This is a genomic window from Halarcobacter bivalviorum (genome assembly GCF_003346815.1).
GTDB lineage: Bacteria > Campylobacterota > Campylobacteria > Campylobacterales > Arcobacteraceae > Halarcobacter > Halarcobacter bivalviorum.
This window is the reverse complement of record NZ_CP031217.1, coordinates 723,263-738,343: the sequence shown is the minus strand read 5'-3', so window position 1 is coordinate 738,343 and position 15,081 is coordinate 723,263. Positions and strand designations below refer to the sequence as shown.

At 28.6% G+C, this 15,081-nt stretch carries 20 protein-coding genes; 5 read left to right on the top strand and 15 right to left on the bottom strand.

Annotation, left to right across the window (positions count from 1 at the left end; translation table 11 throughout):
- Positions 1-4: 4 nt before the first annotated feature.
- From aspA to ABIV_RS03705, 4 genes are all read right to left on the bottom strand, one after another.
- On the bottom strand, positions 5-1,411 hold the full coding sequence (gene aspA / locus ABIV_RS03720) for an aspartate ammonia-lyase (RefSeq protein ID WP_114838620.1): 1,407 nt from the start codon (positions 1,409-1,411) through the stop codon (positions 5-7).
- 74 nt (positions 1,412-1,485) lie between these two features.
- Positions 1,486-2,169 (bottom strand): response regulator transcription factor, encoded by a 684-nt coding sequence (locus ABIV_RS03715; protein WP_114838619.1) that lies wholly within the window; start codon positions 2,167-2,169, stop codon positions 1,486-1,488.
- Positions 2,170-2,173: 4 nt separating this feature from the next.
- Positions 2,174-3,298 carry a sensor histidine kinase gene (locus ABIV_RS03710; protein ID WP_114838618.1) on the bottom strand — a complete coding sequence of 375 codons (1,125 nt, stop codon included), beginning with the start codon at positions 3,296-3,298 and terminating at the stop codon, positions 2,174-2,176.
- Between the two features lie 45 nt (positions 3,299-3,343).
- Positions 3,344-4,786, bottom strand: a complete 1,443-nt coding sequence (locus tag ABIV_RS03705; RefSeq protein WP_114838617.1) for an alanine/glycine:cation symporter family protein — start codon at positions 4,784-4,786, stop codon at positions 3,344-3,346.
- Between the two features lie 146 nt (positions 4,787-4,932).
- Here ABIV_RS03705 and ABIV_RS13735 point away from each other — a divergent pair, with 146 nt between their 5' ends.
- On the top strand, positions 4,933-5,061 hold the full coding sequence (locus ABIV_RS13735; RefSeq protein ID WP_267284855.1) for a hypothetical protein: 129 nt from the start codon (positions 4,933-4,935) through the stop codon (positions 5,059-5,061).
- 14 nt (positions 5,062-5,075) lie between these two features.
- Here the strand turns inward: ABIV_RS13735 and ABIV_RS03700 are convergent, their stop codons facing one another.
- The 3 genes from ABIV_RS03700 to ABIV_RS03690 all read right to left on the bottom strand — a co-directional run bounded on the left by ABIV_RS03700 (position 5,076) and on the right by ABIV_RS03690 (position 6,952).
- Complete coding sequence (locus ABIV_RS03700) at positions 5,076-5,396, bottom strand: antibiotic biosynthesis monooxygenase family protein (protein ID WP_114838616.1); 321 nt, start codon at positions 5,394-5,396, stop codon at positions 5,076-5,078.
- A gap of 127 nt (positions 5,397-5,523) precedes the next feature.
- Positions 5,524-5,730: a tautomerase family protein gene (locus tag ABIV_RS03695; RefSeq protein ID WP_114838615.1), complete on the bottom strand. Its 207-nt coding sequence runs from the start codon at positions 5,728-5,730 to the stop codon at positions 5,524-5,526.
- Positions 5,731-5,761: 31 nt separating this feature from the next.
- A complete protein-coding gene (locus tag ABIV_RS03690; protein WP_114838614.1) occupies positions 5,762-6,952 on the bottom strand; it encodes a YbfB/YjiJ family MFS transporter in 1,191 nt (396 codons plus the stop codon).
- 98 nt (positions 6,953-7,050) lie between these two features.
- On the opposite strand from ABIV_RS03690, the gene ABIV_RS03685 reads away from it, so the two are divergent.
- Entirely contained in the window at positions 7,051-7,878 is an 828-nt protein-coding gene (locus ABIV_RS03685) for a LysR family transcriptional regulator (protein WP_114838613.1), read from the top strand.
- Positions 7,879-7,891: 13 nt separating this feature from the next.
- Here ABIV_RS03685 and ABIV_RS03680 read toward each other — a convergent pair whose 3' ends face one another.
- Positions 7,892-8,755, bottom strand: a complete 864-nt coding sequence (locus ABIV_RS03680) for an MBL fold metallo-hydrolase (protein WP_114838612.1) — start codon at positions 8,753-8,755, stop codon at positions 7,892-7,894.
- A 116-nt stretch (positions 8,756-8,871) separates the two neighbouring features.
- Here ABIV_RS03680 and ABIV_RS03675 point away from each other — a divergent pair, with 116 nt between their 5' ends.
- Positions 8,872-9,363 carry a MarR family winged helix-turn-helix transcriptional regulator gene (locus ABIV_RS03675; RefSeq protein ID WP_114838611.1) on the top strand — a complete coding sequence of 164 codons (492 nt, stop codon included), beginning with the start codon at positions 8,872-8,874 and terminating at the stop codon, positions 9,361-9,363.
- Here the strand turns inward: ABIV_RS03675 and ABIV_RS03670 are convergent.
- From ABIV_RS03670 to ABIV_RS03640, 7 genes are all read right to left on the bottom strand, one after another.
- A complete protein-coding gene (locus ABIV_RS03670; RefSeq protein WP_237673227.1) occupies positions 9,349-10,476 on the bottom strand; it encodes an MFS transporter in 1,128 nt (375 codons plus the stop codon). The genes ABIV_RS03675 and ABIV_RS03670 overlap by 15 nt on opposite strands.
- Before the next feature lie 42 nt (positions 10,477-10,518).
- The gene (locus ABIV_RS03665) at positions 10,519-11,232 is read right to left on the bottom strand and encodes an LrgB family protein (protein ID WP_114838609.1); all 714 of its coding nucleotides are present in this window, start codon (positions 11,230-11,232) and stop codon (positions 10,519-10,521) included.
- Positions 11,229-11,579, bottom strand: a complete 351-nt coding sequence (locus tag ABIV_RS03660) for a CidA/LrgA family protein (RefSeq protein ID WP_114838608.1) — start codon at positions 11,577-11,579, stop codon at positions 11,229-11,231. Before ABIV_RS03660 ends, ABIV_RS03665 begins: the two co-directional genes overlap by 4 nt.
- Before the next feature lie 12 nt (positions 11,580-11,591).
- Positions 11,592-12,308 (bottom strand): sulfite exporter TauE/SafE family protein, encoded by a 717-nt coding sequence (locus tag ABIV_RS03655; protein ID WP_114838607.1) that lies wholly within the window; start codon positions 12,306-12,308, stop codon positions 11,592-11,594.
- A gap of 89 nt (positions 12,309-12,397) precedes the next feature.
- Positions 12,398-13,048 (bottom strand): amino acid ABC transporter permease, encoded by a 651-nt coding sequence (locus ABIV_RS03650; protein WP_114838606.1) that lies wholly within the window; start codon positions 13,046-13,048, stop codon positions 12,398-12,400.
- On the bottom strand, positions 13,048-13,773 hold the full coding sequence (locus ABIV_RS03645; protein WP_114838605.1) for an ABC transporter substrate-binding protein: 726 nt from the start codon (positions 13,771-13,773) through the stop codon (positions 13,048-13,050). Before ABIV_RS03645 ends, ABIV_RS03650 begins: the two co-directional genes overlap by 1 nt.
- The gene (locus ABIV_RS03640; RefSeq protein ID WP_114838604.1) at positions 13,770-14,324 is read right to left on the bottom strand and encodes a CD3072 family TudS-related putative desulfidase; all 555 of its coding nucleotides are present in this window, start codon (positions 14,322-14,324) and stop codon (positions 13,770-13,772) included. The genes ABIV_RS03645 and ABIV_RS03640 overlap by 4 nt, the downstream gene beginning before the upstream one ends.
- A 211-nt stretch (positions 14,325-14,535) precedes the next feature.
- Between ABIV_RS03640 and ABIV_RS13780 the strand changes: the two genes are divergently transcribed.
- Entirely contained in the window at positions 14,536-14,787 is a 252-nt protein-coding gene (locus ABIV_RS13780; protein WP_114840441.1) for a CBU_0592 family membrane protein, read from the top strand.
- Entirely contained in the window at positions 14,777-15,007 is a 231-nt protein-coding gene (locus tag ABIV_RS03630) for a hypothetical protein (protein ID WP_114838603.1), read from the top strand. Before ABIV_RS13780 ends, ABIV_RS03630 begins: the two co-directional genes overlap by 11 nt.
- Positions 15,008-15,081: the final 74 nt, after the last annotated feature.

Genomic DNA, 15,081 nt, shown 5'->3' with positions numbered 1-15,081 from the left:
TCCTTTAAATATCGTCGTAGTTATTTACCATGTTTTTTGGATGTAAAAGCTCATCTAACTCTTCTTTTGTAAATAATTCTTGCTCTAAAATAATATCATATACTCTTTTGTTTGTTGCAAGTGCTTCTTTTGCTAAAGCTGAACTCTTTTCATATCCTAAAATAGGATTTAGGCAAGTTACAAGAGTAACTGAATTTAAAATATTGTTCATACAAACTTCTTCATTTGCAGTAATACCTTTTACACATTTTTCAGCTAAAGTATAAAAAGATCTTCTCATCATATTAATAGAAGTAAATAGTTTATAAGCAACTAAAGGTTCAAATACATTTAACTGTAATTGTCCACCTTCACAAGCTAAAGCAATAGTTGTATCTGCTCCAATTACTTCATAAGCAACTTGATTTACAACTTCTGGAATTACAGGATTTACTTTTCCTGGCATGATAGAACTTCCTGGTTGCATTTTAGGAAGATTAATCTCATTAAGCCCTGCTCTAGGACCTGAACTTAAAAGTCTTAAGTCATTACATATTTTAGAGATTTTAATTGCAACTCTTTTTAAAATACCAGAGATATGAACAAAGTCACCAGTATCTTGTGTAGCTTCAATTAAGTTACTTGCACTTTCATAATCAATACCAGTTACATCTCTAAGATTATTAATTACTTTCTTTCTATATGCTTTTTTAGTATTAATTCCTGTACCAATTGCTGTTGCACCAAGGTTTACCTCTTTTAATAGAGTTTGACAATCTCTTAATCTAAAAATATCATCATCAATCATTACAGCATATGTTTTAAATTCTTGACCTAAAGTCATAGGAACAGCATCTTGAAGCTGAGTTCTACCCATTTTAAGTACATCTTTAAACTCTACTGCTTTTTCATTGAATGAGTCTCTTAAATATCTAAGAGAATCTTTTAACTTATAGATTAACTCATAAAGAGTGATTTTAATAGCAGTTGGATAAACATCATTTGTAGATTGACTCATATTTACATGATTATTTGGATGTACAATATCATATGAACTTCTTGGTTTTTTTAGAATCTCTAAAGCTCTATTTGCAATAACTTCATTTGCATTCATATTTGTAGAAGTCCCTGCTCCACCTTGAATTGGGTCAACAATAAATTGGTCATGAAACTTTCCATCAATTATCTCATTACAAGCTTGAATAATAGCATCTCTTTGCATATCATTTAAATCACCTAACTCATAGTTTGTAAGAGCACAAGCTTTTTTAACTTTTGCTAATGACTTAATAAAAGTTGGGAAAAGTGATAAACTTGTGTGTGTGATATCAAAGTTTTCACTCGCTCTTAACGTTTGGATACCATAATAAGCATCTTTAGGAATCTTTTTTTCACCTAAAAAATCTGTTTCAATTCTAACTTTCTCTTCCATTATTTTTTACCTTTTTTTATTTTAAAGCACAATCATATAAAAACGAAGTAAGAAAAAAGTGTGCTTTTTAAAAATTAATCAAATTTTGCTAAAGTATACCCTTCTTGGGGAACATTTTTGATTACATTTACTGGTAATTTATGTCTTAAATCTTTTATAAATGATTTTAGAGCATGACTTGTCATCTCTTTTTCAGCCCATAATTCGTCTTCTATTTGCTCATAACTTAAAATAGAGCCTTTTTTTTCATATAAAAGTTGAAGAAACTCTTTCTCTCTTTTTCTTAAAGAGATAGTCTCATTATTATAGTTTATTTCTCGTTTTTGTAAATCTAAATAGATTCCTTCATATATCTCAATAGGCTCTAAAGTTCTATTTAGAAACTTTAATAAGGCTTCATTTAGTTTTTTTAGGTTTAAAGGCTTTAAAATAAAATGATTAATATTTAAATTTATCAAATCAACTAAATACTCTTCATTTGAATAGGCTGTCAACATAAAAATTGTAGTTGAAGAGTCCTCTTTTCTAATTCTTTTTACAAATTCTATTCCATTACAGTTTTTCATCTGTATATCTGAAAGAATAATCTTTGGCTTATACTCTTGATATATTTCATAAGCTTCTTCACCATCTTTTGCCTCATAAACTTCATCAAAGTAGTATTTTAAAGTCTCTACAATTATTTGTCTAATTCCATCTTCATCTTCTACACATAAAATTGGAATACTTTTTAACTGCTCTAATAACTTTTCATCCATTTTTTTATCCTGCTAAAATGATTTTAAAAACTGCACCTTCATCATCATTTGAAACACTAAATTCTCCACCCATATTTCTTTCAATAATAAGTTTTGAAATATATAAACCTAAACCTGTCCCTTTTGAAGAATCTTTGGTACTAAAGTAAGGGTCAAAAATCAAATCAAAATGCTCTGGTTTTATTCCACCTGCATTATCTTTAACTCTTACAATACTTAATAAACCTTTAGTCTCAATAATTATTACTATTTTAGGAGTTGAAATCTCTTTCTCTACTAAAATATCTTTTGCATTCATAAGTAGATTTAAAATAACTTGTGAAAACTCTGTGGGATAACCATTAATTTGTTTATCATTTTTTACATCAACTATTAGCTTTATTTTAGCATCATCTAATGAAGCATTTATGAGATTTATAGCTTTTTGACAAGAATCTAAAACAGAGAATTTCTCTTTTTTCTTGTCAGGTTTAAAAAAGTTTCTAAAATCATCAATAGTATTTGACATAAACTCAATCATCTTATCACTTCTTTCAATTGAGTTTAAAATATGATTATCTGTAACTTTTTTAAATCTAGTTGCTGTTTCAAGTTCCATTAATACGCCAGATAATTCAGTAAGAGGTTGTCTCCATTGATGGGCAATCATATTAATCATAGAACCCATTCTTGCCAATTTTGATTGTTGTAAAATTGCCTTATCTTTTCTTTTACCCTCTTCTATTCCAATAGCTACTTTACTTGCAAGGCTTTTATTTAGAGTTTGAAGTTTATGTTCTTTATTTTCAACTTCTTCTTTATATTTTTTAACAACATCTGAAATTATGGAAATCATTAACAGAGAGAAAAGAGCCATAAAAATTATTATAGCTATAGTAAGAACAACCATGAAATCAGTAAACTCTTTTTGGTATTTTTTATGTTCTAAAGTTTTTTTATGAATTTGTTTTTCTAGGTTTTGTGAGTCATTGCTTTTTAAAATATATTGTTGTTTATACTCTTTGATACTATTATCAAAGGCTTCATTTGTTACTTTCAAATGATATGAAGTAGCAAAAAAAGCTATAAATAATATACTTAAAAAAGGAATAATAACTGTAAAAAAAGGAATCCCTTCTTTATTAAACATTTAAACTCCATGAAAATAAAGAAGTAAGAAACCTTACTTCTTTATTTATGCTTTTTCTTTCTTATCGTTAATATTATCTACAATTTCTTTCCAAGTCTCTTTATCAATCTTAAATTCATGATAGTCATTATATCTTAAAACAGGTTTTCTTCCCTCTTTTAATTGTCTATCATAACCTTTAATCAATCTAAGAACTGGTTTATATAAAATTGCAATAACAACTAAGTTGATTACAGCAAGTAATCCCATAGATAAATCAGCAAATGCAAAAATAGAACCTAAATCTTGTAGTGAACCCCAAACAATTAAAGCAACACATAAAACTCTAAATCCATTAAATAAAGCTGCACTATCTTTTGAGAAGAAGTTTAAACTATTTTCAGCAAGATAGTAGTTATATAACATTGAAGAAAGACCAAATAAGAACAGTGCAATAGTTACAAAATATCCACCTAATGGTCCAATATGTTCAATTAAGGCATTTTGAGTAAGTAATACACCTTGTACTCCTTCAGCTCCTGGAGTATATACACCAGATAAAAGAATAATAAATGCTGTACAAGAACATAAAATAATAGTATCAATGAATACAGAAAAAGATTGAACAATACCTTGTTGAACAGGATGTGCTACGTAAGCAACTGCAGCTACATTTGGAGCAGAACCAAGTCCAGCCTCATTTGAGAACATACCTCTTTTTGCACCTTGTAAAATTACAGCACCAATACCACCACCAATAGCAGAAGATGGATTAAAAGCTTGTTCTACAATCATAGTAATAAGTGCAGGAATTTTCTCTACATTTAATGCAATAACAACAATTGCAATTAATAAATATCCCATCGCCATAACTGGAACAATAACTTCTGAAAACTTTGTAATTCTTTTTACTCCACCAAAAATAGCAATAGCAAAAACGAAAGTAACAATTGCACCTGTAATCCAAGTTGGAATATCAAATGAAGCTTCAAAAGATGTTGAGATAATAAAAGATTGAGTTGCATTAAAAGCAAAGCCAAAAGTAACCATTAATAAAACAGAGATAATAACACCAAGCCATCTTTGACCTAAGGCTTTTGTTACATAATAAGCAGGCCCTCCTCTATATACGCATGAGTCTTGACCATCTTTTTCTTTATATAATTGTGCTAATGAGCACTCAAAGAAACTTGTACTCATACCAATAAGACCAATTATCCACATCCAGAATACTGCACCTGGCCCACCAAGAGTAATTGCAACAGCAACACCAGCAATATTTCCACCACCAACACGTCCAGCAACACTTAGCATTAATGCTTGAAAAGAACTAATATGTCCTTCTTTATCATGTACTGTGTCCCTTAGTACATTAAACATCTTAAAAAAATATCTAAATTGCACGAACCTTGAAGTTACAGTAAAAAATATACCCAATGCAGGAAGTAAGTAGATTAAAATGTTCCCCCAAATCAGGTTATTTAAAAAGTCGTTTATTTCACCTAACATTTTTTCTCCTTTAAATGTGTGAGAATTGTAACATGCCAAGGAGGGATAAAAGTGTCTTTTACTTTTTAAAAGTAAATTGTAACTTATATGTTTTTTTAATAATTACTATTTTAAAATACGAAGAAATAAGTAAAAAAGGAGTTCTTATGGCGATGATAAATAGTGCCTATGCACAAAAAACATTTAGTGAAGAATTACACTCTTTTTTAGATGAAGTTTTTGAAAAAGTTATACATTTTGTATATAAAAATCACAAATATCTAGGATATTTTTAAAATCCTAGATAAATTTACATCTTAAAATCACTACTTTCCATAGTGTAACTTCGCTCTATTTTTGCAATAGAAATTTTATAATCTTTAAATATTGATTCTCTACCTTGCTTTTGTGCAGCCATATGATCTATATTTTTTTTCCAATTTAACAAAGAGTTCTCATCTTCCCAAAAAGATAAAGATAAAAGCTTTCCTTCATTTACTAAAGATTGAAATCTCTCAATAGAGATAAAGCCTGGCATTTTAACTAACTGCTCTTTTAAATGAGCTGCAATATTTAAATATTGCTCTTTTTTTCCATCAGCTATTTCAACTTCAAATATTACTGCATACATAATGTCTCCTAAAAATTAGTCCCTAATTTTCAGGAACCGTTATATAATAATTTACTTTTAACAAAACTTGTAAAAAGTTTCTAAAGTAAAACAAACGCTAAAGAGAACAACTAGTTGTTCTTAGACTCTATGAGTCTCTTCTTATATTTGTGATTGTTTTTCCACCTATTGCATAGTTATCAGTAGATATTTCATCAATAGTTACAACACAAGTCTTTTCACCTCTTCCAAAAACATCCACAAAAGCTTGAGTTAGTTTTTGAGCTAATTGTTCTTTTTGTTCTTTTGTTGCTCCACCATCTTCATGTGTCATTTTTACATTTATTATTGGCATAAATTTTTTCCTTTAAAATGTCCCATTTTATTTATATTTTACTTTGTTCTTGTGTTGCAAACTTCTTTGCCACAAATAAAAGCATAACTCCTGCTAAAACAATTGCTGCTGTTACATAAAGTGCATTTGAATAGTTTCCATAGATTTCAATTAACTTTACACTATAAAGTGGAGCACCTACTTGCCCTATTCCATAAGCTGTTGTAAAAGCTCCCATCAAAATAACAGGATTACTTCCAGCTAATTTTCCACCTAAATTCATAAAAAGAGCAACAAGTCCTACAAAAGTTCCACCATATAAAACCCCAGAAAAAAGGTTTAAATAAACATTTGTTGTAAGAGCTGAAATAAGTATCCCAACTACTTGTAAAAGCATAGCTATTATAATAATATTCACACTTCCAAACTTATTTGCTAATGTCATCCAAATAATACATGAAGGAATTCCAGCAAGTCCAACTAAAGTCCAAGTAAAACTTCCGTAGCCATTTAAACCTTCAAGTGAATTGATAATATCAGGTAAAAATGTTCCTTGAACAACAAATCCTACACCCTCTGTAAAATATGCAATAATTAGTAAAATTACAAAAGGAGAGAACAAAGACTTATCAAACTTGTGTTTTACTACATTTTGTTTTAGCTCTTTATCAAAAGATAAAATATACATAGAATACATAGAAGCTACAAAACCAAAGATAGTTAAGACTATCCAAGCATCTCTCCAACTTCCCTCATAAGCAAACACAATTCTTACAATAATATCAGTTACAAAAACAGAAAAACCTATCCCACTAAAGTGAATTCCCATAGCTTTAGTTTTGTTATCCATTTTTAGTTTTGTCATAACAATTGCAGAACCAACAACAAGTGCCATAGCTGCACCAAAACCAGCAACTACCCTTGAAATAGCCCATAAAGTTTCATTTGAACTTATACCTAATACTAAAGTAGTAGCTAGACATAAAAATATTCCAAATCTAAAAAACTTTACTTTTGTATTGATATCTTTAATAAAGATTGCAAAAATAGAACCACCCAAATAACCAACAAAATTAATTGAAGCTAATACTCCTGCAAAAGTAATCGTTAGAAAATCATCTAACATAGGAGGAAGTAAAGAGGTAAAAACAAACCTCGCAACTCCAACTCCTACAATTAAAGCAAGTATTCCAGCTAAGATAATAGCTGGATTACTATTTCTATCAAGAAGATTAATATTCATAAGTTTCTTTTCCCTTTTAAAAAACTTTTGTGTATAATATCACTAAAAATGATGATGTGTCAAATATCAAATCGTGATTAATGATATAAGGAAAAGTGATGGACTCTAACTTACTAAAAGTATTTGTAGTAGTTGCCCAAGAACAAAGTATTACTTTAGGTGCTAAAAAACTTGGCTTTGCTCAATCAAATGTTACATCAAGAATAAAGCAACTTGAAAAATCAGTTGGCTACTCATTATTTCATCGTGTTCCAAAAGGTGTAGTTCTAACATATGAGGGAGAAAAGCTTTATAAACACGCAGTTGAAATAGTAAAAAAAGTAGAAAATGCAGTTTTAGATATGCAAAATATGCAATATCAAAAAAAACTTGTAGTTGGGTCGACAGATTGTAATGCAGCTGTTAGAATCTCCTCTTTTTTAATGAAACTTCATAAAGACTATCCAAAAATTCAACTTGAACTTCTAACTGGAACAACAAGAGATGTGATACAAATGATTTTAAATTATAAAGTTGATATTGCTTTTATAAGTGGAGAACCAAACCATGAAGAGCTTATGGTTTTACAAAAGCTTGAAGAAGAAATAGCTATTTTAGAACCTCAAGATGAAACTTGTCCAAATGTGATTTTATCTTTTAAAGAGGGTTGTGCTTATGATGAATTTTTAAAAAACTACTATATTCAAAAAGGTGAAGATATAGAAAAGTCACTAGCTTTTGGTAGTTTAGAGACTATTTTAGCTTGTGTAAAATCAGGTATGGGAAAAACTTTACTTCCTACAAATTTAGTTGATAAATTAGGCTTTAGTAAGGATTTAAAAATCACAAAACTAGATAAAAAAACGGCATATATTCCTACTTGCCTTATTTGCAGAAAAGATAATATTCCAAAAATTGCTGAATATTTAAAAACTTTAGAATACTAAAAGATAAAGTGGCTTACCACTTTATCTCACCTTTTGTTACCTCTGCTCCAAGTTTTAAAGAGAAACTATCTCTGTCTAACATTGGATATATATTTTGCATTATAGAGATTAATTCTTTTGAATTTTTAGCTTTTGAATTGGCTTTTTCATATGTTTCAAGATATTTCATAGAAAAATCAATAGCACTTATATCATTTTTGCTTCCCTCTTTTGAGTGAGCAGGAATAACAGTTTTTATCTCTAAATTCTTCATCTTTGATAAAACATCTAACCACATTTTTCTATCATTTTTATAAGGAGTGTCTGCTAACCATAAATGCTCTTTATCTGTCACATTTATACCACCAAAAACTGCTTTTAATGAAGGTACATAAATATAAGACCTTGATGAGTTAAACTCCATAATTTTTAGTTCCTGATTTTCTAAAGTGATAGTATCTTTTTCTATAATATCTGGAATAATCACATAATCAGAACCATTAATTCCTAATTTAGGTTGCCAATATTTTAGCTTATCTTGAAATGTTTTTCTAATATGCTTCACAGTTTGCTTTGTAGCATACACTTTTGCATTAGGAAACTCTTTTATAATAACTGGTAAACCAAAATAGTAATCAGGATCTCCATGGCTTATATAAATTGATTTTAATTCTCTTTTACTCTCTAAAATTTGAGCTACAACTTTATAAGCATCTGCTTTAGTAAAATGAGTATCAATTAAAACTGCTTCTTTTTCTCCTAAAACTAAAACTGAAGCAAAATTAAAGCCATCTTCCTTAGCCCTATGAACTTCATAAGATAGTGTTGTTTCTTTTGCAAATAATGTATTAGAAAGAAGAAAAACAAAACTAAAAAGTATGAATAATCTCTTTTGCATATCTATCCTTTTTTAAAAATTTTGAAATAGTATCATTATAAAACTTAAATTTATTTTACTGGTAAAATACTTTTAAAATACCTTGTAATTAATTTACTTTGATATATAATTACACTATGAAAATTGAAAACTTAGAAAAAGACATACAAAGAAATAAAGATAAATCTCCTGAAACTTATAATGAGATTTCAAACCTTACTGTACCTTTTTATATGTTTTATAACAAAATGTATGGCGGTGTTTGTAAATTAGAAGAAGAGAGATTTCAAATGACTCATAGTGAATTAGATATTTTATCTTGTTTAAAAATGAGTGAAAATGATGAGAATATTTTATCTCCAACAAAAATACAAGAAAGAGTTTTATTTACAGGTGGAGCAATCACTAAAGTTTTAAAAAAACTAGAGAAAAAAAAGTATGTTATAAGAGTTGAAAATGAGTATGATAAAAGAAGTAAACTTGTGCAACTAACACCTCTTGGAAAAGAGATTCATGATAAAGTAATGAATGAGGTGTTAGCTTTTGAAGCAGAATGTTTTTCTGCTTTAAATAAAGAAGAACAAGAAAACTTCAAACAAATGCTTCTTAAAATGCTAAAAAACTTTTAGTGTAGTCTCAAAACCTTGTTCAGGATGTCTTGGTATCAAAAAGGATAAAGAAAAAGACATCAAGGCAATAGCTGCTCCAATAATAAATACTAAAGAAGTAGAATATAACCAAACTATTCCTAAAAGTGCTGGTAAAAATACTGCTGCTATATGATTTATAGTAAAAGATACAGCACTTGCACTTGCAATATCTTTTGGGTCAGCAATTTTTTGAAAATATGTTTTAAGTGCAATTGCCATAGAAAATAGAATATGGTCAATAACAAAAAGAAAATATGCTACATAAAGATTTTCAACAAAAGCATAAGAAACAAATACAAGCATAAGTCCAAGATACTCAAATCTTAAAGTATTTCTCTCTCCAAACTTTACGATAAATCTTCCTATTTTTGGAGCAAAATACATATTTAAAACTGAGTTTATAAATAAAAGTGCAACCATATTATGAACATCTACACCAAACTTTTCTACAAGTAAAAACCCTGCAAATACAATAAAAATCTGCCTTCTAGCTCCCGCAAAAAAAGTTAATACATAAAAAAGCCAATACTCTTTTTTAAGAGTAATTTTTTTTTCTTGAACCACATCATCTTTGAAGTGTTCAAATGCCATCCAAGAAATTATCCCAACGATTAAAGTTATTCCACCAAAAAAAGCATAAACATATTTATACTCTACAGAATAAAACTTCATCATAATAAAAATAAGCACAAAAACTACAAGAGAAGTAAAAGATTTAGCAGCTGTGATTTTTCCCAAAATAATAGGAGCTTTCTCTTTACTTAGCCATTGTAAGGCTAATGACTGATTTAAAGTTTCAAGATAGTGAAAACCTATAGACATAATTACTGTTGTAATATAAAGCCCAAGTGCAGAAGGATAAAATCCAGTTAATAAAACCCCAACACCAAGCATCATCATAGAGATATACGCAAGTCTTTGTTGAGCTACAAAAATTATCACTAATACAACTGTAAAAGCTAAAAATCCTGGTATCTCTCTTAAACTTTGCAAAATTCCTATTTGGCTTCCATCAAATGAAGCTGCTTCAATAACAAAGTTATTAAGCAGACTCATCCACGCAGAAAAAGAGAAAACCATAGATATAGACATAATGTATAGCAAAGCTACACGAGATTTGAATATCTTTTCCATCTATTTAAAAAATTGTACAACTAAAGGAAGGAAAACTGCTGTTAATATTCCTGTTAGTCCCATAGCTAAAGCTCCAAAAGCTGCTGCTTTTTCAGAGATTTCAATAGCTCTTGCAGTTCCTATACCATGAGAAACTACTCCAAGAGCAAAACCTTTTGAAGTATCATGTTTGATTTTTAGAAATTTAAAAATTGCAGTTCCTAAAAGAGCTCCAATAATTCCAGTAATAATCACAAATCCAACTGCTAAAGAAGGAATTGCACCAATTTGCTCTGATGTAATAATTGCAATTGGAGCAGTGATTGATTTTGTAGTCATTGAAAGAATAGTTGGAAGTTGTGCATCTAAAGCCCATAATAAAGCAATTGCAATTGCAATAGTAAATGTCCCTGCTACAACAAGGGTAATAAAGATTGGGAAAAATAGTGACTTAATATGCTTTAAATTCTTATATAAAGGAAGTGCCAAAGCAACTGTTGCAGGCCCTAGAAAGAAGTGAATAATTTCTACTCCTTTAAAATACTCTTCATATGAAGCCCCTGTAATAATAATTGCTGTCATAATAATCAAATATGCAACAATAATTGGTTGTAATAGTGTATGTTTATCAAATTTTTCATAAACAATTATTCCAATTTTAAATGCCCCTAAAGTTAATAACAACCATACAAGAGGAGTATTTGTAACATATTGTACTAATGCATCTATATTCATTTTTTATTCTCCTGTCTTATGGTTAAATAATCCATTAACTTAGCACAAAAAGCTAAGGCAATAATTGTTCCTGCAAATAATGAAATTGTAATAGCCCAAAACTCTTTTGAGATAATATCAACTTGTGTAATAATTCCCATTGCAGCGGGAATAAACAACATTGGTAAATATCTCAAATGAATTGCAACTGCATTATCAAGACTTGAAAAACTAGCCTTTCTAATAATTAGAAAAATAAGTAATAAAACCATACCAATAACTGGTCCTGGTACTAATAAATCAAAAAGTTTGGCAATACATTCACCTATAAATTGAAAAAATATTAGTGTAATAATTCCTTTTAACATCTGTCCTCTTTTTTACATAAATACAAAAATAACAAGCTTTATAGCCATAAGTGATAAAATAATTTTTAAAGCTAACATAAATTTTTTACCATCAATTTTATCTCTTAGTTTTGTTCCAGCATAACTTCCAGCAACTGCTCCTATAATCATGGCAACTAAGATACCAATATAATCAAAAAATACAAAACCAAAAAGCATAAAAGCAAAAACTTTAAGTAAATGAGTAATACTCATCAAAGCTGCAGCAGTTGCCACAACTGTATCTTTATCATTATAATCTTTTACTAAAAGTGTAGTTGCAAGTGGTCCAGTAGCACCAACAACTATAGAAAAACCACTTTGGATAAAACCAATTAGATAATAGCTTTCAAACTTTTTGATTTTGTCATTAAATTTTTGACTCCAGAGAGAAAGCAAAATATAAATTCCTATAAAAAGAGGAATATATGTTAATGAAACAAAATACAAAATAACAGCAAAAAAAGATACCCCAGCAAGTGAGCCAATCAAAAATTTAGGTATCACTTCTACTTTTACATCTTTATAGCCAAATACTGCACGACTTAAGTTACTACTTAGTTGAGTCAAACCGTGAATAGGAACTAAAGCATTTATAGGTAAAAAAGAAGGAAGGACAGCAATAAGTATCATTCCTCCACCAAGACCAACAACTCCAGCAATAGTAGATGTAAGAAAAGTGATTATTCCTAATAATATTTCAGTATTCACATCTTCTCTTTATAAAAAAATTAAGCTATTAAAATAGCGAAATGTTGCTTATAAAAAAAGAGAAAATGTAGTTAAATTTTATTTATATATTAATTATAATTTAATCTCTTTTCTATTTTTTTAGAAATAACTGATATGGTATAAGTCATTACAAAATAAAATACTCCAAGAGTAAGATATATTTCAAAAGGTTCATAGGTTCTTACATATATTAACTGCCCTGCTCTTGTTAATTCGGTAATAGATAAAACCGAAACTAAAGAGCTATCTTTTAAAATTGCAGCATAAGTATTTGTCAAAGAAGGTAAACTCAATTTTAAAGCTTGAGGATAAATAATATAAACTAGAATTTGCAAGTTATTCATACCTAAAGATTTAGCAGCTTCTGCTTGCCCTTTATCTACTCCTTGAATCCCTGCTCTAACAATCTCAGACATATAAGCTCCAAAATTTAAAGATAACCCTATAATAGCAGCTTCATGACTTGACATAGAAATACCTACTTGTGGTAGTCCATAGTAAATAAAAAAAAGTTGTATTAATAAAGGTGTTCCTCTAAAAATTTCTATATATGAAGAGAGAAATAAATTTAAAAGCCAATGAATTTTATAGCTTCTTAATGTTCCAACAACCACTCCTAAAAAAAGAGCAATTATAAAAGAGATAAATGATAAATATATAGTAAGCCATGAGGCTTCTAAAAGAAACCCCAAATTATCAAAAACTGCACTAAAGTTCATTATTTAACTATTAGCCACTTTTTTACTAGCTCATCATAAGTTCCATTCTCTTTTAATTGAGTTAAAGCTTTATTAATATCATTTGTTAAAGAGTCTTTCCCTTTTTTCATCACAACTACCAGCTCTGAAGGAGCAATTTTCTCAACTATCTTATACTCATTATTAAAGTTTTTTTGATTTATTGCATAAGCATATCCTACAACAACAGCATCAATTCTATTGTGCTTTAAATCTAAGAAAGCTTCAGGATTATAATTATATCTTGATATTTTTTTTAATCCTACTAACTTATCAACTACTTGTTCACTTCCACTTCCAAGTTGAACTCCAACTACTTTATCTTTTAAATCTTCTTTAGAAGTAATTGAAGTGTTATCTTTTTTTACAACAATCACATCATTTAATAAATAATAAGTATTTGATAAATTTACATTATTTGTACCAGCTTCTTGTTTACTCATAGCACTTAAAATAATATCATAGTGATTGTTTTTTAGTCCACCTAATAAAGCTTGCCATTCAGCATCTTTTATTACAACTTTTTTATTTAATATTTTTCCTATTTCATGTGCTAAATCAACATCAAAACCTACAATTTCCCCACTTTTTGTATCTCTTGATTCAAAAGGAGGATATGCTGCACACAATCCTACAGTTAAAAATTCTTCTTTTGCATAAGAAAATATTGCAAAAAGTACCATAATTCCTAATAGAATTTTTTTCATTCAAGTTCCTTTAATATTTTTTCTACTGAAGCTTTTGGATTAGATTCATCTATTGCAAGAAAATTTATTTTTAAATCATTTTCAAGAAGTAACTTCTCAAATACTTCCATAAAGACACCCTTTTCTTCTACCCAGTTTAAAGCAGAAGTAACATCTTTAACAGAAAAAGATTCATCTATTTCTCTTCCCCAATTATGAGCTCTACAGGTAATATCAACACCACAACTAGGACTTCTATCAATACCTATACATGAAACAATTTTATACCCATTTTTACTGTAATCTAATACTTGATCAATTATTGGAGCAAGTAAGCTTTTACAATGTTTATAAAAATATGGTGTCTCATATTGGTCTTTAACTTGTCCCCAACGTTTTAGACCACATGAGAGAAGTTCTGGACAAGGTAGTTGAATAAATCCATAACCTTTTTGGATTAAAGGAATCATCAGTTCTTCTAAAGAACCTTCATAATTTCCTATTCCATAAACCTTTGAGTTTACATTTAAAATACAATGACTTAAAAGAATGATTTTTTTTCCACGGTGCATATAAAAAACCTTGATAACTTCAGTTTTTATAAAAAAGCACTAGACAAAGAGAGAAGCAGATTGTCGTTCCAAGCCTTGGAATTTGCTTAATTTAATAATTTAGATTTTATATATTTTGTTCTTAAAAATGCCTAAAAAAAGAACTTCAAAGATTAAATATGTAAAATTACATTTTCATAAAAAATTATATAAAAGGTAAAATATTTTGGAAATGGATATCTATCAATTTATTGGTTTTGTAGGAATGCTTTTTGTTGTATTGGCATATTTTTTACTTCAAACTAATAAATATACTATAAGTTCTCTACCTTATCAGGTTTTAAACCTAGTTGGTGCAATATTATTATTCATATCGTTATGTGTGCATTTTAACTTAGGTTCATTTATTATTGAAGTATTTTGGATACTAATTACACTTTATGGTATGTACACTAATCTTAAAAGGAAAAAAAGTGAAGCTTAGTATATTAGTAGCTCTTTTATGTAGTCTTTCTTTTGCAAATGATTATTACAAAGAAGAGAAAGGAAAAATCGATATGCATGGAGGAAAAGGAGATAAACTTCTTGGTAATTCATCGCATTTTTCAAATCAAAAAGAGTTAAACTCTTTGCAAGATTTAACTATTAAAAAACCTACAGAACCTTCTAAACCAAAACAACCAATTATCACTCAAGAAAAATAAATTTTTTAAAACTACTTGACAAGATTGAAAAATCTTGTTAATATTTCAACAGACCAACTGGTTGGTTTTTTATT